Raw genomic sequence first — 20,710 nt, 5'->3', positions numbered from 1 at the left:
CGGGTGAGGTCCGGGCCCCTCGTTTGCAGTCTTCCGGCGCGCCGCGCCCGGGTGTTGTCCATAGCGTGTGCTCATGAACGACATATCGCCTATACGCAACGTCACCGGATGCACAGTGCTGCTCCTGTCCCTGGGAGCCGGGATGGCCGCGTGCAGCGGTCCCGAGGGCCACCCGCTGGCGGCGCGGCCGTATGACGCGGCCCGGCAGGTCGCTCTCAACGCGCCTTCCGGAAGCGCCAAGGCGGATCCGGAGAGGCCCCTCGAAGTCACCGCCAAGGGCGGGGACGGCCGGATCACCGATGTCACCGCCGTCGACGCGGCCGGCCGCTACCTCGCCGGTGAACTCTCCGCCGACGGCAGCAGATGGCACTCCACGGGCCCGCTGGCGGCCGGTACGCGCTATTCCGTCAGGGTGGCCACGGAGGACGCTGCGGGCGCCCCTGGGCTCCGTACGCAGACCTTCGAGACGGCGGTGCCCAAGAACCGTCTCAAGGTCACCCTGGGCCCCAAGGCGGGCACCTACGGTGTCGGCCAGCCCGTCACCGTCGAGCTCAGCGCCCCCGTGAAGGACAAGGCGTCCAGAAGTGCCGTAGAGCGTGCCCTGTCGGTGCGTTCCACCCCCGCCGTCGAGGGCGCCTGGCACTGGGTGGACGACAAGCAGCTCCACTACCGCCCGAAGGACTACTGGCCCTCGGGCGCCACGGTCGTCGTCCACAGCAACCTCGAGGGCGTCAAGGTGGGCAAGAAGCTCTACGGTGGCGCGGCGAAGCCGCTGACGCTGACCATAGGTGACCGAATAGAGGCGATAACCGACGCCGCGACCCACCAGATGACGGTGCTGCGCAACGGAGAAGTGATCAACACCATTCCGGTGACCACCGGCAAGCCCGGCTTCTCCACCCGCAACGGCGTCAAGGTCGTGCTCGGCAAGGAGTACTACGTCCGGATGCGCGGCACGAGCATCGGCATCCCCGAGGGCACTTCGGACTCCTACGACCTGGACGTCTACTACGCGACCCGGCTCACCTGGAGCGGCGAGTACGTGCACGCGGCCCCTTGGTCGGTCGGCTCCCAGGGATACGCCAACGTCAGCCACGGCTGCACCGGGATGTCCATGGGCAACGCCCAGTGGTTCTTCAACACCGTGCGCGAAGGGGACATCGTGAAGGTCGTCAACAGCCTGGGCGACACGATGGAGACCTTCGGCAACGGCTTCGGGGACTGGAACCTGGCCTGGGACAAGTGGCGGGTCGGCAGCGCCGTGCTGAACGGCACCAGGGACGGCGCAGGACCCGCGGTCGCCGCCCGGCTCGCCCCCCTGGTGTGATCCCGCGCGACCCCGCCGGACCTCAGTGGTTGGCGGCGAGCCTGGTGCGCAGCAGAGCCGCCAGGGACTCGCCGAACTCCACCGGATCCACCGGAAGAGTGACGGCCGCGTCCGCACGGCTCCAGGTGGCCAGCCAGGCGTCCTGCGGGCGCCCCATGAGCACCAGCACCGGCGGGCAGCGGAAGATCTCGTCCTTGATCTGCCGGCAGACCCCCATACCGCCCGCGGGGGCGGTCTCACCGTCGAGCACGCAGACGTCGATACCGCCCTTGTCCAGCTCGGACAGCACTGCGGGCAGAGTGGCGCACTCGATGTACTCGACCGGGGGAACATCGGCGGCCGGACGGCGGCCTGCGGCGAGTCGCACCTGTTCACGCGTGTTGGCGTTGTCGCTGTACACCAGCACCCTTGCGGTCGCCTGCATGGTTCCTCCGCTTCGTCGGGGAGATCGTCCGGCCGTGCACCGATGCGCGGATGCTACCCCCGTCGGCCCCCTGTCAGCACCGCAATCGACAGGCTTTCGCTGGGCCGTTCGGGCTGGACAAGCGGTACTGACACACCGAACGGCACCCCCGGGAGTGAGGGCTGGATAAGCGACCGACATAATGTCGGTCGTGGCGACAGCAACGACAGTAGAAACCGGGCACGCGCACCCGTCGGTCAATCGGCCGAACCTCACCAGCGTCGGAACCATCATCTGGCTGAGTTCCGAGCTGATGTTCTTCGCGGCCCTCTTCGCGATGTACTTCACCCTGCGATCGGTGATGGGTGCCGAGTACTGGGCAGAGCAGGCTTCGGCCCTGAACTTCCCCTTCTCGGCCACCAACACCACGATCCTGGTGCTCTCCTCCCTCACCTGCCAGCTCGGCGTGTTCGCCGCCGAGCGCGGTGACGTGAAGAAGCTCCGCACCTGGTTCGTGATCACGTTCGTGATGGGTGCGATCTTCATCGGCGGCCAGGTGTTCGAGTACACCGAGCTGGTCAAGCACGAGGGCCTCTCGCTCTCGTCCGACCCGTACGGCTCGGTCTTCTACCTCACCACCGGCTTCCACGGTCTGCACGTGACGGGCGGTCTGATCGCCTTCCTGCTGGTACTCGGCAGGACGTACGCGGCCCGGAGGTTCACCCACGAGCAGGCAACCGCCGCCATCGTCGTGTCCTACTACTGGCACTTCGTCGATGTCGTCTGGATCGGCCTCTTCGCCACGATCTACATGATCAAGTAGCCGGGCCCGTACCCGCACCCATTCCAGAAGCATCGACGCAGAAGATCCTGACACCGGGGTAATCCGTGAAAAAGCTCTCCGTACGACGACGCCATCCGCTGGCGGCAGTCGTCGTCCTACTCCTCGCGCTGGCGGCCACTGGGGGGCTGTACGCCGCGTTCGCTCCGACGGACAAGGCCCAGGCTGACGAAACCGCCCAGTCCCTCGACATCGAGGAGGGGAAGAAGCTCTACGAAGTCGGCTGCGGCAGCTGCCACGGAGACGGCGGTCAGGGCACCTCTGATGGCCCGTCCCTGGTCGGCGTGGGCGCCGCTGCCGTGGACTTCCAGGTCGGCACCGGCCGTATGCCCGCGCAGCAGCCGGGTGCCCAGGTGCCGAAGAAGAAGGTCATCTACACCCAGGCCGAGATCAAGGCGCTCGCCGCCTACATCTCCTCCCTGGGCGCCGGCCCGGCCATTCCGACCGAGAGCCAGTACAACCCCGAAGGCGCGGACATCGCCCGTGGTGGCGACCTGTTCCGCACCAACTGCGCCCAGTGCCACAACTTCACCGGTGAGGGTGGCGCGCTGACGTACGGCAAGTACGCCCCGACCCTCGAAGGCGTGACCGAGAAGCACATCTACGAGGCCATGCAGACCGGCCCGCAGAACATGCCCTCCTTCGGTGACGGCATCATGCCGGACCAGGAGAAGAAGGACATCATCGCGTACATCAAGACCGTCAACAGTGGCGAGTCGGAGGCCCCGGGCGGTCTGACCCTGGGCAACCTCGGCCCCGTCACCGAGGGTCTGTTCGCCTGGATCTTCGGTCTGGGCTCCCTGATCGCAGTCGCCATCTGGGTCGCGGCCCACACCGCTAAGGCCAAGAAGTCATGAGTAGCCAAGACATTCCAGAAGAGTCCCTGCCCGCTGAGCAGGGCCACGCGCGCGGAGCGGTAGCCACCACCGAGGATCCGTTCTCGGACCCCGGGCTGCCGGCACACAAGCCGCGCATCCAGGACATCGACGAGCGGGCCGCCCGGCGGTCCGAGCGCACTGTCGCCCTGCTGTTCACGCTCTCGATGCTGGCCACCATCGGCTTCATCGCGTCGTACGTGATCTTCCCGGTCGACCAGATCGTCTACATCTGGCCGATCGGCCACATCAGCTCGCTGAACTTCGCGCTCGGCATGACGCTCGGCATCGCGCTGTTCTGCATCGGCGCCGGCGCGGTCCACTGGGCCCGCACGCTGATGTCGGACGTGGAGGTCCCCGACGAGCGTCACGCCGTCGCCGCGGAGCCCGAGGTCAGGGCCAAGGTCATGGCCGACTTCAAGGCGGGCGCCGAGGAGTCCGGCTTCGGCCGCCGCAAGCTCATCCGCAACACGATGTTCGGCGCGATGGCCATGGTCCCGCTGTCCGGCGTGATGCTGCTGCGCGACCTGGGCCCGCTGCCCGAGGTCAAGCTGCGCAAGACGCTGTGGGCCAAGGGCAAGCTGCTCATCAACATGAACACCAACGAGCCGCTGCGCCCCGAGGACATCGCCGTCGGTTCGCTGAGCTTCGCCAAGCCCGACGGGCTCGAGGAGCACGACCACAGCTTCCAGACCGAGATCGCCAAGGCTGCCCTGATGCTCGTCCGGATCCAGCCGGATGAGATCAAGGACAAGAAGGAACTCGACTGGTCGGTCGGCGGCATCGTGGCCTACTCGAAGATCTGCACCCACGTCGGATGCCCGATCTCCCTGTACGAGCAGCAGACGCACCACGTCCTGTGCCCGTGCCACCAGTCCACCTTCGACCTCTCCGACGGCGCCCGCGTCATCTTCGGCCCAGCCGGACACCCGCTTCCGCAGTTGCAGATCGGCGTGAATGACGAGGGCTACCTCGAGGCGCTCGGCGACTTCGAGGTACCCGTCGGCCCTGCCTTCTGGGAGCGCGGATGAGCACCAACGACGAGAACAGGCGCGAAGCCTCCAAGGGCGAGCGGATCGCCGACTGGGCTGACGGCCGGCTCGGGATCTACTCCCTGGCCAAGGCCAACATGCGCAAGATCTTCCCGGACCACTGGTCCTTCATGCTGGGTGAGGTCGCGCTCTACAGCTTCATCATCATCATCCTCACGGGTGTGTATCTGACGCTGTTCTTCCACCCGTCGATGAACGAGGTGGAGTACCACGGCCCGTACGAGCCGATGCAGGGTGTGCTGATGTCGGAGGCGTACGCCTCCACCCTGAACATCAGCTTCGAGGTCCGCGGCGGTCTGCTCATCCGGCAGATCCACCACTGGGCGGCGCTGATCTTCCTCGCGGCGATGTTCGTGCACATGATGCGCGTCTTCTTCACGGGTGCCTTCCGCAAGCCGCGTGAGATCAACTGGCTGTTCGGCTTCCTGCTGTTCGTCCTCGGCATGTTCACCGGTTTCACCGGTTACTCGCTCCCGGACGACCTGCTCTCCGGCACCGGTGTCCGCTTCACCCAGGGCGCGATCCTGTCCATGCCGATCGTCGGCACGTACATCTCGATGTTCCTGTTCGGCGGGGAGTTCCCCGGCGACGACTTCGTCGCCCGGTTCTACTCGATCCACATCCTGCTGCTGCCGGGCATCATGCTCGGCCTGCTGGTGGCGCACCTGATCCTGGTCTTCTACCACAAGCACACGCAGTTCGCGGGCCCCGGACGGACCAACAAGAACGTCGTCGGCATGCCCCTGCTGCCGGTCTACATGGCCAAGGCCGGAGGCTTCTTCTTCCTGGTCTTCGGTGTGATCGCGGTGATCGCCGCGATCGCGCAGATCAACCCGATCTGGGCCATGGGTCCGTACCGCCCGGACCAGGTGTCCACCGGCGCCCAGCCCGACTGGTACATGGGCTTCGCCGAGGGTCTGATCCGCTTCATGCCGGGCTGGGAGATCAATCTCTGGGGCCACACGCTGGTCCTCGGCGTCCTCATTCCGCTGGTGCTGTTCCCGCTCGTGCTCGGACTGATCGCGGTCTACCCGTTCGTCGAGGCCTGGGTCACCGGCGACAAGCGGGAGCACCACATCGCGGACCGGCCGCGCAACGCGCCGACCCGTACCGCGTTCGGTGTCGCCTGGGTGACGGCGTACATGGTCATGCTGATCGGTGGTGGAAACGACCTCTGGGCGACCCACTTCCACCTGTCGATCAACTCGATCACCTGGTTCGTCCGGATCTTCTTCATCGCCGGACCGGTCATCGCCTTCATCATCACCAAGCGGATCTGCCTCGGCCTCCAGCGCCGGGACAAGGACAAGGTGCTGCACGGACGTGAGTCCGGCATCATCAAGCGCCTGCCGCACGGTGAGTTCGTGGAGATCCACGAGCCGCTGTCGCACGGTGACCGGTACAAGCTCACGGCCCACGAGCAGTACGAGCAGGTCGAGATCGGCCCGACGGTCGACGAGAACGGCGTCGAGCGCAAGGTCAAGCGGTCCGAGAAGCTCCGCGCGAAGCTCAGCAAGGGCTTCTTCGGCGAGGGGAACCAGATCCCCAAGGCAACCGCCGAGGAGTACCAGGAGATCACCAGCGGCCACGGCCACCACTGATCTCCGTTGATCATGACCTGTTGATCCGCTGATCGCCACGGCAGGAGCCCCGTCCACCCGGTGGACGGGGCTCTTTGCCGTAACCGGGGGTGGATAGGGTGGGGGTATCCCGTTCGTACGGACCAACCAGGAGCGACCATGAGCGCTGTGACCCCCGCTGGTGGGGGTGCCCCCAGCGGAGCGAGGGTGAGGCTGACCGCGGCGGGCCGTTCCTGGCCCCGGGTACTGGACTCCCTGCTGTACGGGCACGACCAGAGCGCCGGGGACACGGCCTGGGCGATGGACCGCATCCTGCGCGGCGAGGCGACGGACGCGCAGATCGCCGGGTTCGCGGTGGCGCTGAGGGCCAAGGGCGAGACGGTCGAGGAGATCTCCGGCCTGGTTCGCACCATGTACGAGCACGCCCGGCTGATCGAGGTCCCCGGGCGGACGGTGGACATCGTCGGCACCGGTGGCGACGGTGCCAAGACCGTCAACATCTCCACCATGTCCGCGATCGTGGTCGCCGGCACCGGCGCCAAGGTCGTCAAGCACGGCAACCGCGCGGCGTCCAGCGCGAGCGGTGCGTCGGACGTGCTGGAGAAGCTCGGGGTCAATCTGGAGCTGACGCCTGACCGGGTTGCCGCGGTCGCCGAGGAAGCAGGGATCACCTTCTGCTTCGCCGTGAAGTTCCATCCCGCGCTGCGCCATGTGGCCGCGGCGCGCAAGGAACTCGGCATCCGCACGACGTTCAACTTCCTGGGGCCGCTGACCAACCCCGCACGGGTGAAATCCCAGGCCACCGGGGTCGCGGACGCCCGGATGGCGCCCATCATGGCGGGCGTGCTCGCCGAGCGCGGTTCGAGCGCGCTGGTGTTCCGCGGCGACGACGGCCTGGACGAGCTCACCACGACCGCGACCTCCCGGGTCTGGGTCGTACGCGACGGCACGGTGCGCGAGGAGGCCTTCGACCCCCGGGATCTGGGTATCGAGCTCGTTCCGGTGGAGGCCCTGCGCGGCGCCGACGCCTCGTACAACGCCGATGTCGCACGCCGGCTGCTGGCCGGCGAGCAGGGCCCCGTCCGTGACGCCGTACTGCTGAACTCGGCGGCTGCGCTGGTCGCGCTGGACCCGGGTGCCGGCACCCTGGCGGAGCAACTCCGGGACGGGATCGCCAAGGCGGCGGAGTCCATCGACTCGGGGTCGGCGAAGCGGGCACTGGAGCGCTGGGTGGCGGCCAGCAACCGCTGAGAAGCCGAGAGGAGTGACGCGAGGCGCAGTCCGGATGGCGGACTGCGCCTTGCGCGTTTCGCGACGTGTGGCAGGATGCCTTTCAAGGTCATGAGTGACAGCGATGACGGCCCCGGCCCGCTGTCCGGCAACCCTCCGTCCGTGGCGGGGTGCCCCGGGTGAAGACCAGGCTGTGGGCAGCGAGGTCCACGGCAAGCGCGGACCCCTTGCCGCCCCTGGGGTCCTGGTCCTCGAGGGAGCGATTCTCGTGAGCAAGCGAATGCGGTAGGGCCTCCCGGCCCCTTCCTCCCCACCTCCGTGCCGGCGCCCGTCGTCGCCGCGTCGAGGCATCACCCGTATACCGGACGGCAGTTGTGCCGCCGTGCGGGTGCTTCACAGCCATTCGCCCCTGTCACCCGGGAGACACCGCCATGCCCGCACGCCTGAACTCCGTCGCAACCGCAACCGCAACCGCAACCGCAACCGCAACCGCAACCGAGACCGCCACCGTCTCCGGTTCCGAAGACTCCTGCCGCCCCGCCCCGCTGCCCGTGCTCGGCCGCGATGTCACCGTGCCGCTCGTGGTGGGTGGCGAAGTCAGCTACGCCGCCCTCGACTACGCGGCCAGCGCGCCCGCCTTGCAGCGGGTGTGGGACGACGTCGCCGCGTACGCCCCCTACTACGGCAGCGTCCACCGGGGCGCGGGGTACCTCTCCCAGCTGTCCACCGAGCTGTTCGAGAACAGCCGGGTGACGGTCCACCAGTTCCTCGGCTGCCGGGAATCTGACCAGGTGGTCTTCACCCGCTCGACCACGGACTCGCTCAACCTGCTCGCCGCGGCCCTGCCCGAGGGCTGCCGGGTCTTCGTCTTCGAGACCGAGCACCATGCCGCGCTGCTGCCGTGGCGGGACGCCGACGTCACCTATCTGGACGCACCGCGCACCCCGGCTGAAGCGGTGCGGACCCTGGAGGCCGCGCTCGTCGGCCGGGAGCCCCACGGCCCCGCGCTGGTCTGTGTCACCGGCGCCTCCAACGTCACCGGGGAGCTGTGGCCCGTACGGGAACTCGCCGCCGCCGCGCATGCGCACGGCGCGCGGATCGTGCTGGACGCCGCCCAGCTCGCCCCGCACCACCCCGTCTCCGTACGGGATCTGGACGTCGACTGGGTGGCCTTCTCGGGGCACAAGCTGTACGCGCCGTTCGGCTCGGGTGTGCTCGCCGGGCGGGCGGACTGGTTGCAGGCCGCCGAGCCCTACCTCGCGGGCGGCGGTGCCTCGCGCACGGTGTCCCGGCGCACCGACGGAGGTGTCGACGTGGACTGGCACACCACGGCTGCCCGCCATGAGGCCGGTTCGCCGAACGTCATCGGCGCCTATGCCATCGCTTCCGCCTGCAAGGCGCTGACCGAGGCCGGGTTCGAGGGTCTCGTCGCACGTGAGCGGGAACTCACCGAGCGGATCCGCGCGGGCCTCGCCGAGGTGCCCGAGGTCAGGGTGCTGTCGCTGTTCGGGGAGCAGGCCGCCAGGGTCGGGGTGCTGTCCTTCGTGGTGGAGGGCTGGAACAGCTCGCACTTCGCCGCCGCGCTGTCCGCCGAGTACGGCATCGGTGTCCGCGACGGACTCTTCTGCGCCCACCCGCTGGTCAGCACCCTGCTGGGGAGCGACCCGGCCGAGGCCGCGGAGTGCGGGGCCCCGGACGCCTCGGCGGGGGAGCGGTCCCTGAACGCGATCCGGGTCAGCTTCGGTGCCGGCACCCCGGACGAGCACGTCGAGCGGTTCGTCGGAGCCGTCAGGGAGCTGGTACGCGAGGGCGCCCGATGGGACTACCGCACCGAGAACGGCCGTTGCGTGCCCGTCGTCTGAGCGGGTACAGCGAGGGGACGGCGATCCGCCCGGCCGGACGACCCTCCGCCTCGCGATCGCACACACCAGCCAGCCGTGGCACCAACCTGTCCGGACAACACACCTAGGCGTCGAGGCCGATCGCGAACGCAGCCTCCAGGTCGTGCTGCGAGTACGTACGGAACGCGACATGCGTGTCCGTCGCCTCGACGCCCGGGATCCTGCTGATCCGGCCCGGGATGACATCCGCCAGATCCTCGTGCTGGGCCACCCGGACCATCGCGATGAGGTCGTACGTGCCGGTGACCGAGAAGACCTCGCTGACGTTGTCAAGACCGGCGATCGACTCGGCGATCTCCGGGATGCGGTCCACGCTGGTCTTGATGAGCACGATCGCGGTGATCACGGCTGGCTGTCTCCCTCGGTGGCCGTGGCTTGGGCTTTCACTCTAGCCCCCAGCCGCAGACCGGCCCATGCGTAGCAGAAGCCGATCCCGAAGCCCACCAGATGCGCCAGATAGGCGACTCCGGGGCCCGATGACGTGTCCTGCGCCTCCGCCAGCCATTGCAGGGCAAACCAGAAGAGCAGCACGATCCACGCCGGAAACCGCAGCGGCAGGAAGAAGAGGAACGGAAAGAGACTGGTCACCCGTGCCTTGGGGAAGAGGCACAGAAATGCCCCCAGCACTCCCGAGATGGCTCCCGAGCCGCCCACGAGCGTCTGAGTGGACTGCGCGTTCGCCACGGCGTAGGCGAGGAGTGCCAGATAGCCGCAGCCGACGTAGAAGAGCGCGAACTGCACACGCCCCATCCGCTCCTCGGTCATCGCGCCGAACACGAACAGGAACAGCATGTTGCCGAGCAGGTGCAGCCAGCTTCCGTGGACGAACAGCGCGGTCAGCGGGGTGAGCAGGGCGCGCGGGGAGCCGCGCATGAGCTCGCTCGGGATGACGCCCCAGCGTTCGAAGTATCTGGTGGTACCGACGAGCAGGGTGTCCCCGGTGCCGAAACCGGGGTTGAGCCCGGAGACCGGGCCGATGACGAAGACCAGGCAGCACAGCCCGATCACCCCGTACGTCACCACGGGGCCGCTCATGGTTCCCCGGACCTCCGCCCGGGCCGCTGCCTGCCGCTGCGTCATGCACCCGAGCATGGCTTACCCGGGCCGTGGGCAAGGGCCGCCTCGCCGTGTCACGGCGGCCCCCTGAGGTCGTAGGGTTACGGGGAGTACGCGTGATGAGACGGGAACGGCACGAAGACCGGCGCCGGGGGAGTGGTACGCGGTGGTCAGTGAGACCATCGAGTCGGTCCGGTGCCGCTGGGGGACGCGGTGGAACGGATCTAACCGGCTGGGTGCGGATTCCTGAGATGAGCGCCCGGAACGCACGGAGACATCAGAGGTGACGGATCGTGGAGCGGCCTGACAGCGGCGGGGACCCGGCCGGTGCGGCCGGTGGCGCCGCGGAGGGGCTGGACCGTCCGCTGCCCGAGGGCGTACGGCGCCAGGTGATTGCCCTGGTCTCGGACGCGTTCGGCGGGCTGACGGTCGGCGACCTCCCCGCGCAGCTGCGGCAGTACGCCCGGTTCACCCCCACCCGCCGCGCCAAGTTCGCGGGCAACGCCATGGCCGCGGCCCTCGAAGGCGACCCCGTGTTCCGGCAGCGCATCGGCGAGCGGCTGCGCGAGGCGCAGCCTGAGCTGGCCGGGGCGCTCGAAGCGGGCGCGCCGCCCGCGGCGGCCGACCCGGTGGACGTGGCCGCTGCCGCGTATGTGCTGCGCCCGACCGGCTGGGTCAAGCTGGTCGCAGCCGCTGGTGAGGAGGCCCAGCGTGCGGACGCCGAGCGCGCCGACGAGGAGTCCCGGCGGGAGCTGGCGCGGCTGCGCGAGGAGGTCGAGCGACTCAGGGCCCAGTCCAAGGCCGAGGTCGACCGGTTGCGGTCCGAGCTGGAGGCGGCCCGTAAGGAGGCCGAATCCCTGCACCGTAAGCTGCGCAGCGCCCAGAGCGATGTGAAGCGCGGTGAGGCCGCACTGCGCCGTGCCGCCGCCGAGACCGAGGCGGCGAAGGCCGAAGCCCAGGCCCAGGTATCGGCCGCGGAGAGCGAGGCCCGCCGGCTCAGGGGCCGGCTGGGCGAGGCGGAGTCGGCCGTGGAGGCGAGCCGCAGGGCCTCCAGGGAAGGGCGTTCCCTGGAGGACATGCGGGTACGGCTGCTGCTGGACACGGTTCTGGACGCGGCCCAGGGGCTGCGGCGCGAACTGGCCCTGCCACCCGCCTCGCTGCATCCCGCCGACACGGTGGACGCGGTCGAGCCGGGCCGGATGTCACCGAAGGACGTCGCGGCGCGAGCGCTCTCCGAGACGGATCCTGCGCTGCTCGACCAGTTGCTCGCGCTGCCCCAGGTCCATCTGCTGGTGGACGGCTACAACGTCACGAAGAGCGGTTATCCGACGATGCCGCTGGAGAAGCAGCGGCTGCGGCTGCTCGGTGGCCTGGCGATGCTGGCCGCGCAGACCGGTGCGGAGATCACCTGTGTCTTCGACGGCGCCGAGCTGGCGGCACCGGTCCTGCTCGCCCCACCGCGCGGTGTGCGGGTGCTGTTCTCCAAGCCCGGAGTGACGGCCGACGAGCTCATCCGCCAGCTTGTCCGGGCCGAGCCGCCGGGGCGTCCCGTCGTCGTGGTCTCCACCGACCGCGAAGTCGCCGACGGTGTCGCCAAGGCGGGGGCGCGGCCGGTGGCGTCGGCGATGCTGCTCAAGCGCCTTTCGCGCGTCTAGAGCCGACTTGCACCGCTCGCCCTGCTCGTAACTCATGTGCTCTATGTCCGATTTGGCGGGACGTACGGTCAACTGGCCATCACCGTGTGTGTGATGAGTGTAAAAAAATGAGTTGCTGGAGATACTTTTTTCTCATGAGGATTTGAACTGATCACGGAGTGGTCACTAGGGTCAGGCCTCGAACCTTCGCGCGGTTGATCATCCATCCGGGGTGTCAGTGAAGGAACCGCCGATTTCATGCAGTTCGCCCCTTTCGGGGGTTATGACTGCATGGTGCCGGGGACTCAACCCCACTGCCCGGCAGGCGGCTCGAGGAAGAAGGAGCTCGCCTTCGTGGCGTCCCACCGTCGACCCAAGCAGCCCAGCCGCGCTCGTGTGTCCGTGCTCACCGCGACCGCCGCGGCAGCCGTCGCGCTGACCTCCCAGGCCGCTCAGGCCGCACCTGCCAAGCCCAGCAAGGACGAGGTCAAGGCGAAGGTCGACGCCCTCTACCACGAGGCGGAGAAGGCCACCGAGGAGTACAACGGGGCCAAGGAGCAGCAGACCAAGCTCCAGAAGCAGGTCGACGCGATCCAGGACCAGGTCGCCCGCGGTCAGGGCGAGGTCAACGAGCTGCGGGACAAGCTGGGTTCGGTGGCCAGTGCCCAGTACCGCTCCGGCGGTGTGGACCCGGCTCTCCAGCTCTTCCTCTCCTCGGACCCGGACACCTACCTCGAGAAGGCGTCCGCGATCGACCAGCTCGGCGCCAAGCAGACCCAGGCGCTCCAGGAGATCCAGTCCAAGCAGCGCACCCTGGCCCAGCAGCGGGTCGAGGCGACCAAGAAGCTCGACGACCTCGAGGACATCCGCAAGACGCTCGGCGAGAAGAAGAAGGCCTTCCAGGGCAAGCTCGCCGACGCCCGGGAGCTGCTCAACACCCTCACGTCAGCGGAGCGGGCGAAGCTCCAGCAGGAGGAGCAGCGCGCCAGCCGCGCCGCCGGCGAGCGGGTGGACCTCGGTAACGAGGTGCCCGCGTCGCAGCGTGGAGCCGCGGCGCTCAACGCCGCCGCCACCCAGCTCGGCAAGCCCTACTTCTCCGGCGCCGAGGGCCCCAACTCGTATGACTGCTCCGGTCTGACGCAGTGGTCGTACCGCCAGGCGGGCGTGAGCATCTCGCGCACCACCTACACCCAGCAGAACGACGGCGTGAAGATCGGTCGCAGCCAGCTCAAGCCCGGCGACCTGGTCTTCTTCAACAGCCTGTCCCACGTGGGCCTGTACGCGGGCAACAACCAAATCCTGCACGCCCCGAAGCCGGGCGCCTATGTCCGCTACGAGTCGATGGACTACATGGGCACCTTCCAGTTCGGCGTCCGGATCTGAGGACCGGTCGCGAACGCCCCTCCGTGCCGTCCGATCGGGCGAATCACGGGGCAGGGAGCTGACAGCGCGCCCCGCCGGTGACCTCACGGTCTGCGGCGGGGCGTCACTTTTCGCCCTCTGTGGGGCTTTTGGCGACGCGTAACCGCACGGCTACTGTCTGCCGCGCGGCGGTCGAAGGGCCGCCCCTCCAGCGGAAGGGAGTGCGGCTCCTGTGGCGTCCCATCGCCGAACCACCCCGTCATCGGGGGTCTCCGGTATCCCCCGTGGTGCCCGGGGCACCCTGCTGTCGGCCGCGGCCGCCACCGCGGCGGCCGCGCTCGGCGCGGCACCGGCAGCCGCCGAACCGCACGGCACCACGACCGCCCCCAGCCGGGAGCAGGTCGACCGGCTCTACGAGCAGGCGGAGCGGGCCACCGAGGCCTACAACGCGGCCGGGGAACGCGTGGACCGGCTGCGCACCGACGTGGCCGCGATGCGCGACAGCGCGGCGCGCGGCCAGGAACGCGTCAACGCCATGCGCGGGGCGCTGGGCGCCGTCGCGGGCGCGCAGTACCGCTCGGGCGGCATGGACCCGGCCCTGGCGCTGCTGCTCTCGGACGACCCGGACTCGTACCTGGGCAAGGCCGAGCTGCTCGGCCGGATCGGCGACCGTCAGACGGCCGCCCTGCGCGACCTTCGCCACGCCCAGCACGCCCTTGCGCGCGATCGCGCGGAAGCCGGGCGCAAGCTCGTGGAGCTGGAGGAGGGCCGGGCCACCGTGGCCCGCCACAAGCGCACCGTCGAGGCCAAGCTCGCCGAGGCGCGGCGGCTGCTGAACGCGCTGCCGACCGCCGAGCGCGACGCCTACGGCCGGACCTCCCGCTCGGGGCGCGACGGCCTGCCGCCGGACCTTTCTGCCGGCCCGTCCTCCTCGCGTGCCGCTGCCGCCGTCATGGCCGCGAAGAGTGCGCTCGGCAGGCCCTACGTCTGGGGCGCGAGCGGTCCGAACGGCTTCGACTGCTCGGGGCTCATGCAGTGGTCGTACGCGAAGGCGGGCGTCGGTCTGCCCCGTACGTCCCAGGCCCAGCGCACCGCCGGACGGCAGGTGGCCCTGTCGGAGGCCCGCCCCGGTGACCTGGTGACCTACCGGTCCGACGCCAGCCACGTGGCGATGTACGTCGGCAACGGCCAGGTGGTGCACGCGCCCTACCCCGGCGCGGCGGTGCGCTACGACCCGGTGGGCATGATGCCCATCGCCTCCGTGACCCGCCCCTGACAACCGGTTGGCCCCGGCGGGCTCCCCGTACCATCGACCGGGTGGCTGGCCAGGGATCTCCCGGACGCGGGACCGTACGGCGGCGGCGGGCCTGGGCGCTCGTCGCCTCCGCCGCGCTCCTCGCCGGCGGTGGCTGTGCGGAACCGGCCCCGCCGGACACGGATGTCACGGCTCAGGAGATCCAGCGCACCCTGGACGGCCGGGCCGCCGCGGTGCTGCGCCATGACGAGGCGGGCTACGTCGCCGCGCTGGACGGCAGGCTGCGCTCGTCGGGACGCGAGGAGTTCGCGAACCTCGCGGATGTCCCGCTGCGGTCATGGGAGTACCGGCTGACCGGTGTCCGCCGTTCCGGGGACCGCGCCACGGCGGAAGCCGAACTGCGCTACCGGATCGACGGCTACGACAGCTCACCCGTGACCACCCCGCGCACTCTGGAACTGGCCGCGCGCGACGGCCGCTGGTACATCACCGCCGACCGCGCGGGGCGGGGCGGCGCCCAGCAGCTCTGGCAACAGGGCGACGTCGAGGTGGTACGCGGCACCCGCACCCTGGTCCTCGGCACCGGCCGCGACCAGGCCCGGCTGCGCCGGATCGCGGCCGACGCCGACCGCGCGGTGCCCGAGGTGACGGCCGCCTGGCCCGGTCGCTGGGCGGGCCGGGTGGTGGTGCTGGTACCGGACTCGCTGGGAGCCATGGGCAGGCTGCTGGGCGCGCCCGCGGCGGGCTACCGGGGTATAGCTGCGGTCACCACGGGCATGGGCAAGGGCTCCGCGGAGCGGGTGATCGTCAACCCCGAGGCGTACGGAACGCTGAGCGCGTTCGGCCGCCGACTGGTCCTCACCCACGAGACCACCCACGTCGCCACGCGCGCCGACACCTCGGGTGCCACCCCGATGTGGCTCTCGGAGGGCTTCGCCGACTGGACCGCCTACCGTGCCGCCCCCCGACCGCCCGGCGAGGCGGCCCCCACACTGCGCCGCGCGGTGCGTGCCGGGGACGTCCCCTCCGCCCTCCCCGCGGACACCGACTTCCGCTTCGGCGCCGACGCGGAGTCCCTGGGCCGCGCCTACGAGGGCGGCTGGCTGGCCTGCGCACTGATCGCGGAACGCCACGGGGACGAGGCCCTCGCGGCGCTGTACCGCCACGTGGGCGCCAAGCCTCGCGGGGGCGGCGGCGCCGTGGAGGAAGCCCTGCGCGAGGTGCTGGGCACCTCGCTGGAGGCCTTCACGGCGGAGTGGCGGGAGTACCTGCGGAAGCGGCTGGGCGCGGCGACGGGATGAAGCCGCGGTGGTTCGCGGTGGGCCGCACACCCTCCGCGGGCCGCGGCCCGCCGCGAACCCCGCGCGCCGTGGCCGCGAGGCTCAGCCGGCCAGAGTCGTGAGGGTCTCGTCGAGCCAGCGCCGCTCCTCCGCCCCCGTCGCCCGGGCGACCCGGAGCATTCCCTGGCGGAAGGGATCAGCCATCTCCTCCGCGCGGATCGGTGCGCCCTCCTGGTAGAAGAAGCTCGCCGGGGTGTCCAGGAACTCCTTGCGCCGCCGCAGCACCGCCGCCTGGTCCGCGCGGTCGGGGAGGAGGCTGAGGAAGGCCAGCACGGTGAAGAAGCGCTGGCCGTCGGTGACGTCGGCCTCCTTGGGATGGCGCAGCCGCTCCAGCAGGTCGGCGCGGCCGGCCTCGGTCAGGGAGAGGGTGCGCCGGGGCGCCGCGCTCGCGCCCGGCTCGGTGTGTTCGGCGAGCTTGCCCGCCTTGAGCAGGCGGGTGATCGCGGGGTACAGCGCCCCGTCGCTGACCGGGCGGACGTGCCCGCTCAGGGCCTGGATGCGCTCCTTCAGCTCGTAGCCGTGCAGAGGTTGTTCGGCGAGGAAGCCGAGGATGGTCAGCTCAAGCACGGCGCGCTCCCGGTGGGTTGTGAGGGATACCGACTCATGATACCTCTATCCGTGGTACCTCGAAGCGAGGTACCACGGATAGAGGTGGGGACATGGAACACCGGAATCGGCTCGTCGCACTGGCGTACCCGGTCTACTTCGAGCTGCTCGCCGGTGTCGCGGCCGGAGTCGTCAACATGGTCTGGGTGGCCCGGCTCGGCGGCCCGTCGGTCGCCGCCGTCGCCGTCGCGACCGGTGTGGAGAACGTGCTCCTCGGAGTGATCCTCATGGCGGGCACCGGCACCACCGTGCTCGTCGCCCGGGCCCGTGGCGCAGCGGACCCGGCGGCGGCGCGGGCCGCCGTGCGCGGAGGCTGGGCCCTGTGCGCGGTGCTCGTGCCGCCCGTGGCCATCGGCGGCCTGGTGCTGCGGGAACCCCTCGCCCGGCTCGCGTTCGGCGACGGGGGCGGCCCGGCAAGCACCCTCGCGGCGGGGTACTTCGCCATCTCGCTGCCCGGTATGGCGGTCATGTTCGCGACCAACGTGCTGGACGGGATCCTCAAGGGTGCGGGCGACACCCGCACCCCCATGCGCCTCTCCTTCCTCGCCAACGGCCTGATCCTGGTGCTCGACCCGCTGCTCATCGACCGGTACGGCATCCGGGGTGCCGCCCTCGCGACCGTGCTCGGCCGGTCGGTCGCGCTCGCCGCCGGGCTGGTCTCCCTGCGCCGCAACGCGGTGCTGCGCGCCGTCCGGAGCGCCCCCTGCCCCCGGCCGGTACGGGACTGCCTGCGCCTCACCGCCAGGACCGGGCTGCCCATGGCGGCGGACTTCGTCGTGCGGATGACGGGTGCCTTCGCGCTGGTCGCCGTCGTCGCCCGGCTCGGCGTCACCGCCGTCGCCGCTTACGGCATCGCCACCAAGGCGATGTACATCGCGACCATGGCCTTCTACGCGGTGCGGCAGGCGGCCTCCATACGCACCGCCCATCTCCTGGGCGCCGGGCGGGACGAGCGGCGCGCCGTGGGCCGTCAGGCGCTGCTGGTCTCCGGAACGCTCGGAGCGGGCGCGGCCCTGGTGCTGCTCGCCCTCGCGCCCACCGTCATGCGGGCCTTCGGCGCGGACGAGGAGGTGGTGCGGGTGGGTGGGCTGTTCCTGCGCTGCGTCGGCCCGTATCTCGTGCTGCTGTCCTGCTGTATCGCGCTCGGCGGGGTCTTCGAGGGCAGCGGCGGCAGCCCCCGGCTGCTGCGCGTCACCATCGCCGGCACCCTGCTGCAACTGCCGCTCGCCCACGGGCTTTCCGGCCTCGGCCTGCCCGGCGTCTGCCTGGCGATGGCCCTGGCCGTCGCGGTGCAGTGCGCGGCGCTCGCGCGGCTGCTGCGCCGGACGGCGCCACGTGCCGCGGTGCCTCAGGAGCCGAGCAGCTCCCTGTCCCGCAGCGGCTGATCCGGCGAGGCGCCCCCGGTGCCCCGCCGGGCCGCGCCCGGGACCGTACTGATCCACAGCCGGCGGCAGGCCAGCAGCGTGGCCGCGACCAGCAGCCCGTTGCGGACCACCAGCAGTGCGATGCCGCGCGGGCTGCTCGCGACCACGTCCGCGAACCAGATGGGGAACTCGAGATAGGTGACCCCCGTGGCGACCAGCACCAGGCAGGCCGGCAAAGCCATCCGGCTCGACCGGAACACCAGGCACACCGCCGCGAGGCCCACCAGCCAGATCATGTACTGGGGGCTGATCACCCGGCTGGTGGTGGTGAACAGCAGCACCGCGGTGAACGCCGCGTCCGCCGCCGTGCTCGCCGTGAACTCCCGGGCCCGCAGCCGCCAGATCAGCAGCCAGGCGAACGCCATCGCCGTCAGTGCCAGAGCCGCCCGGCTCACCAGCGGCACGTACGGGCCGAGGAACTCGACCGAGCCGTAGTTGAGCAGTACCTGCCCCTCCCACCCGTAGTGCCGGGCCACGTGGAAAACCAGCGCGCCCAGCGACTCGACCTCGGTGCCCCGGTCGCGCTGGAAGCCGAGGAACGCCAGCGCCCCCGGCATCGCCGCGCCGAACACCAGCAGCAGTCCGCCCACCGTGGCTCCGGCCGCGGTCCACGAGGTCCGGGTCGCCGACCCGCGCCGCATCCCGGCCAGCAGGAGCAGCGGCCAGACCTTGAGCATCGCGCCGAATCCGGTGAGCACCCCGGCGAACGCGGGTCTGCGGGCCGCCGCGAGCAGGGCCGCCACCGCCACCGCGGTCACCATCAGGTCGTAGCGCGCGTACGCGGTCGGCCCGAGCAGTGGCACCCCGATGACCCAGACCCAGACGCCCCTCATTGACCGTGCCGGCCTTTCCGGGTGCCGCCCCGCGTACATGAGCAGCCCGAAGACCAGCGCGTCGCAGATCAGCGAGACCACGAAGAAGGCCTTGGCGTAGCCGAGGAAGGGCAGCGCGCCGGGGGAGAGGATCGCGAGGGCTGCCGCGGGCGGGTACTGCCAGGTGACGTCGCCCAGCGGGTAGGTGCCGGTCTTGAGCACCTCGTACCAGCCCTGGTAGATCACCTCGACATCGCTGGTCACGTCGGGCCCGGCGACATAGAGCACCTTCAGCACCCAGAGCAGCAGCACGATCCTGGTGATCAGGCACACCGCGACGGGGAGGGCTGTGCGCGCCGCACCTCTCATGATCACCTCACGTGGTTGTCGTACTGCGGTTTGCGTGAGCTGCCATGATGCCGGGAACACCTGAGCGAGAGCGAGCGGCCTCGCCGCCGTTGGTACTGTCGGCGGCGATGGACAAGACCCTGATCGTCACCAATGACTTCCCGCCCAGACCGGGCGGCATCCAGGCATTCCTGCACAACATGGCCCTGCGCCTGGACCCCGAGCGGCTCGTCGTCTACGCCAGCACCTGGAAGCGTGGCCGTGAGGGCGTCGAGGCGACGGCGGCGTTCGACGCCGAACAGCCGTTCGCGGTGGTCAGGGACCGTACGACCATGCTGCTGCCCACCCCGCGTGTCACCCGGCGGGCGGTGGGGCTGCTGAAGGAGCACGGCTGCACATCGGTGTGGTTCGGGGCCGCGGCCCCGCTCGGCCTGATGGCACCCGCGCTGCGGCGCGCCGGTGCCCGTCGCCTGGTCGCCACCACCCATGGGCACGAGGCCGGCTGGGCGCAGCTGCCCGGGGCGCGGCAGTTGCTGGGCCGGATCGGCGAGGGCACGGACACCCTCACCTACCTGGGGGAGTACACCCGCTCGCGTATCGCCGCGGCGCTGACCCCCGAGGCGGCCGGGCGGATGGTGCAGCTCCCGCCCGGTGTCGACGAGAAGACCTTCCACCCCGACTCGGGCGGCGACGCCGTGCGCGAGCGCCTCGGCCTCAGCGACCGCCCGGTGGTCGTCTGCGTCTCCCGGCTCGTCCCGCGCAAGGGCCAGGACACCCTGATCCAGGCCATGCCCGCGATCCTCGCCGAGGTGCCGGACGCGGTGCTGCTGATCGTCGGTGGCGGCCCGTACGAGAACGACCTGCGCCGGATCGCCCGCTCGGCCGGTGTCGCGGAGTCCGTACGCTTCACGGGCGCCGTCCCCTGGGAGGAGCTGCCCGCCCACTACGGCGCCGGTGACGTATTCGCCATGCCCTGCCGTACCCGCCGCCGCGGCCTGGATGTCGAGGGCCTCGGCATCGTCTACCTGGAGGCCTCGGCCACCGGCCTCCCGGTGGTCGCGGGCGACTCCGGCGGCGCGCCGGACGCGGTCCTCGACGGTGAGACGGGCTGGGTGGTCCGCGGCGACCGCCCCGAGGAGTCCGCCGACCGGATCGTGACCCTCCTCCAGGACCCTGAGCTGCGCCGCCGGATGGGTGAGCGGGGTCGTGAGTGGGTCGAGGACAAGTGGCGCTGGGACCTGCTCGCGGAGCAGTTGAAGACCCTGCTCTAGGGCGTGTTGCGAAAGTCCCGCCTGGCTCGCGACTCCCCCAGAGCTTCGCCTGGGAGGTGCCCCCAGCACGCACCCTCGCTGCGTTGTCGGACTCATCCGAGTACGTCCATTACGAGGATGACCCTCCGCCTTGCGATCGCACGCACCAGACGCCGCGAGCCCCGCCCTCCGGGCGGACGGCGCTACTTTCGCAACACGCCCTAGCGCCCCTGCCGGGGCCTGCCCCCGGCAGGAGGGCCAGCCGGTCCAGGGACCGGCCCGGGGCCGCTCGCGCCAGGCCGGTGGCACCCACGGCCACACCACACCATTCGCGCCACTCCTGGCGCATTAGGCACTCTTGCGCCGCGCGGAAAAATTCCTGCGCGATCCTATGGGCGGAATCGAAAATTCCGC

18 protein-coding genes and 1 riboswitch are annotated in these 20,710 nt (G+C 70.5%); of the genes, 13 read left to right on the top strand and 5 right to left on the bottom strand.

Annotated elements, in window-relative coordinates:
• The first annotated feature begins 73 nt into the window (after window positions 1-73).
• Window positions 74-1,327 (top strand): Ig-like domain-containing protein, encoded by a 1,254-nt coding sequence (locus ABZ532_RS01775; protein WP_361278494.1) that lies wholly within the window; start codon window positions 74-76, stop codon window positions 1,325-1,327.
• 22 nt (window positions 1,328-1,349) lie between these two features.
• Here the strand turns inward: ABZ532_RS01775 and ABZ532_RS01770 are convergent, their stop codons facing one another.
• On the bottom strand, window positions 1,350-1,751 hold the full coding sequence (locus ABZ532_RS01770) for a hypothetical protein (protein ID WP_361278492.1): 402 nt from the start codon (window positions 1,749-1,751) through the stop codon (window positions 1,350-1,352).
• A gap of 181 nt (window positions 1,752-1,932) precedes the next feature.
• Between ABZ532_RS01770 and ABZ532_RS01765 the strand changes: the two genes are divergently transcribed.
• The 6 genes from ABZ532_RS01765 (at window position 1,933) to ABZ532_RS01740 (ending at window position 9,170) form a co-directional block, all read left to right on the top strand.
• The gene (locus tag ABZ532_RS01765; RefSeq protein ID WP_242334695.1) at window positions 1,933-2,553 is read left to right on the top strand and encodes a heme-copper oxidase subunit III; all 621 of its coding nucleotides are present in this window, start codon (window positions 1,933-1,935) and stop codon (window positions 2,551-2,553) included.
• Between the two features lie 65 nt (window positions 2,554-2,618).
• The gene (locus ABZ532_RS01760; RefSeq protein ID WP_361278490.1) at window positions 2,619-3,428 is read left to right on the top strand and encodes a c-type cytochrome; all 810 of its coding nucleotides are present in this window, start codon (window positions 2,619-2,621) and stop codon (window positions 3,426-3,428) included.
• Window positions 3,425-4,477, top strand: coding sequence for a Rieske 2Fe-2S domain-containing protein (locus tag ABZ532_RS01755; RefSeq protein WP_361278487.1), 1,053 nt, complete (start codon window positions 3,425-3,427; stop codon window positions 4,475-4,477). The genes ABZ532_RS01760 and ABZ532_RS01755 overlap by 4 nt, the downstream gene beginning before the upstream one ends.
• A complete protein-coding gene (locus ABZ532_RS01750; RefSeq protein WP_361278485.1) occupies window positions 4,474-6,099 on the top strand; it encodes a cytochrome bc complex cytochrome b subunit in 1,626 nt (541 codons plus the stop codon). Before ABZ532_RS01755 ends, ABZ532_RS01750 begins: the two co-directional genes overlap by 4 nt.
• A gap of 138 nt (window positions 6,100-6,237) precedes the next feature.
• Window positions 6,238-7,329 (top strand): anthranilate phosphoribosyltransferase, encoded by a 1,092-nt coding sequence (trpD, locus tag ABZ532_RS01745; RefSeq protein WP_361278483.1) that lies wholly within the window; start codon window positions 6,238-6,240, stop codon window positions 7,327-7,329.
• A gap of 86 nt (window positions 7,330-7,415) precedes the next feature.
• A riboswitch (SAM riboswitch) is annotated at window positions 7,416-7,533 on the top strand.
• A 206-nt stretch (window positions 7,534-7,739) separates the two neighbouring features.
• Window positions 7,740-9,170 carry an aminotransferase class V-fold PLP-dependent enzyme gene (locus tag ABZ532_RS01740; protein ID WP_361278481.1) on the top strand — a complete coding sequence of 477 codons (1,431 nt, stop codon included), beginning with the start codon at window positions 7,740-7,742 and terminating at the stop codon, window positions 9,168-9,170.
• 103 nt (window positions 9,171-9,273) lie between these two features.
• Here the strand turns inward: ABZ532_RS01740 and ABZ532_RS01735 are convergent, their stop codons facing one another.
• Window positions 9,274-9,555: an Lrp/AsnC ligand binding domain-containing protein gene (locus ABZ532_RS01735; RefSeq protein WP_361278479.1), complete on the bottom strand. Its 282-nt coding sequence runs from the start codon at window positions 9,553-9,555 to the stop codon at window positions 9,274-9,276.
• On the bottom strand, window positions 9,552-10,289 hold the full coding sequence (locus ABZ532_RS01730; RefSeq protein ID WP_361278476.1) for a rhomboid family intramembrane serine protease: 738 nt from the start codon (window positions 10,287-10,289) through the stop codon (window positions 9,552-9,554). Before ABZ532_RS01730 ends, ABZ532_RS01735 begins: the two co-directional genes overlap by 4 nt.
• A 269-nt stretch (window positions 10,290-10,558) precedes the next feature.
• Here ABZ532_RS01730 and ABZ532_RS01725 point away from each other — a divergent pair, with 269 nt between their 5' ends.
• From ABZ532_RS01725 to ABZ532_RS01710, 4 genes are all read left to right on the top strand, one after another.
• Window positions 10,559-11,920, top strand: coding sequence for an NYN domain-containing protein (locus ABZ532_RS01725; protein ID WP_361278474.1), 1,362 nt, complete (start codon window positions 10,559-10,561; stop codon window positions 11,918-11,920).
• A 333-nt stretch (window positions 11,921-12,253) separates the two neighbouring features.
• Entirely contained in the window at window positions 12,254-13,282 is a 1,029-nt protein-coding gene (locus tag ABZ532_RS01720; protein ID WP_361278472.1) for an NlpC/P60 family protein, read from the top strand.
• 211 nt (window positions 13,283-13,493) lie between these two features.
• Window positions 13,494-14,537, top strand: coding sequence for an NlpC/P60 family protein (locus ABZ532_RS01715; protein WP_361278470.1), 1,044 nt, complete (start codon window positions 13,494-13,496; stop codon window positions 14,535-14,537).
• A 41-nt stretch (window positions 14,538-14,578) separates the two neighbouring features.
• Entirely contained in the window at window positions 14,579-15,817 is a 1,239-nt protein-coding gene (locus tag ABZ532_RS01710; protein ID WP_361278468.1) for a hypothetical protein, read from the top strand.
• Window positions 15,818-15,898: 81 nt separating this feature from the next.
• Here ABZ532_RS01710 and ABZ532_RS01705 read toward each other — a convergent pair whose 3' ends face one another.
• On the bottom strand, window positions 15,899-16,423 hold the full coding sequence (locus ABZ532_RS01705; protein WP_361278466.1) for a PadR family transcriptional regulator: 525 nt from the start codon (window positions 16,421-16,423) through the stop codon (window positions 15,899-15,901).
• Window positions 16,424-16,515: 92 nt separating this feature from the next.
• Between ABZ532_RS01705 and ABZ532_RS01700 the strand changes: the two genes are divergently transcribed.
• Entirely contained in the window at window positions 16,516-17,847 is a 1,332-nt protein-coding gene (locus ABZ532_RS01700; RefSeq protein ID WP_361278464.1) for an MATE family efflux transporter, read from the top strand.
• Here the strand turns inward: ABZ532_RS01700 and ABZ532_RS01695 are convergent.
• Complete coding sequence (locus ABZ532_RS01695) at window positions 17,811-19,067, bottom strand: glycosyltransferase family 87 protein (RefSeq protein ID WP_361278462.1); 1,257 nt, start codon at window positions 19,065-19,067, stop codon at window positions 17,811-17,813. The two genes, ABZ532_RS01700 and ABZ532_RS01695, sit on opposite strands and share 37 nt — an antisense overlap.
• A gap of 107 nt (window positions 19,068-19,174) precedes the next feature.
• Between ABZ532_RS01695 and ABZ532_RS01690 the strand changes: the two genes are divergently transcribed.
• The gene (locus ABZ532_RS01690; protein WP_361278460.1) at window positions 19,175-20,317 is read left to right on the top strand and encodes a glycosyltransferase family 4 protein; all 1,143 of its coding nucleotides are present in this window, start codon (window positions 19,175-19,177) and stop codon (window positions 20,315-20,317) included.
• The last annotated feature ends 393 nt before the right edge of the window (window positions 20,318-20,710 follow it).

Origin of the sequence: Streptomyces sp. NPDC019396, from assembly GCF_040632375.1 — a bacterium.
Lineage (GTDB): Bacteria > Actinomycetota > Actinomycetes > Streptomycetales > Streptomycetaceae > Streptomyces.
Note: the sequence above shows the minus strand (reverse complement) of the source record. Positions and strands in the feature narration are given on the sequence as shown.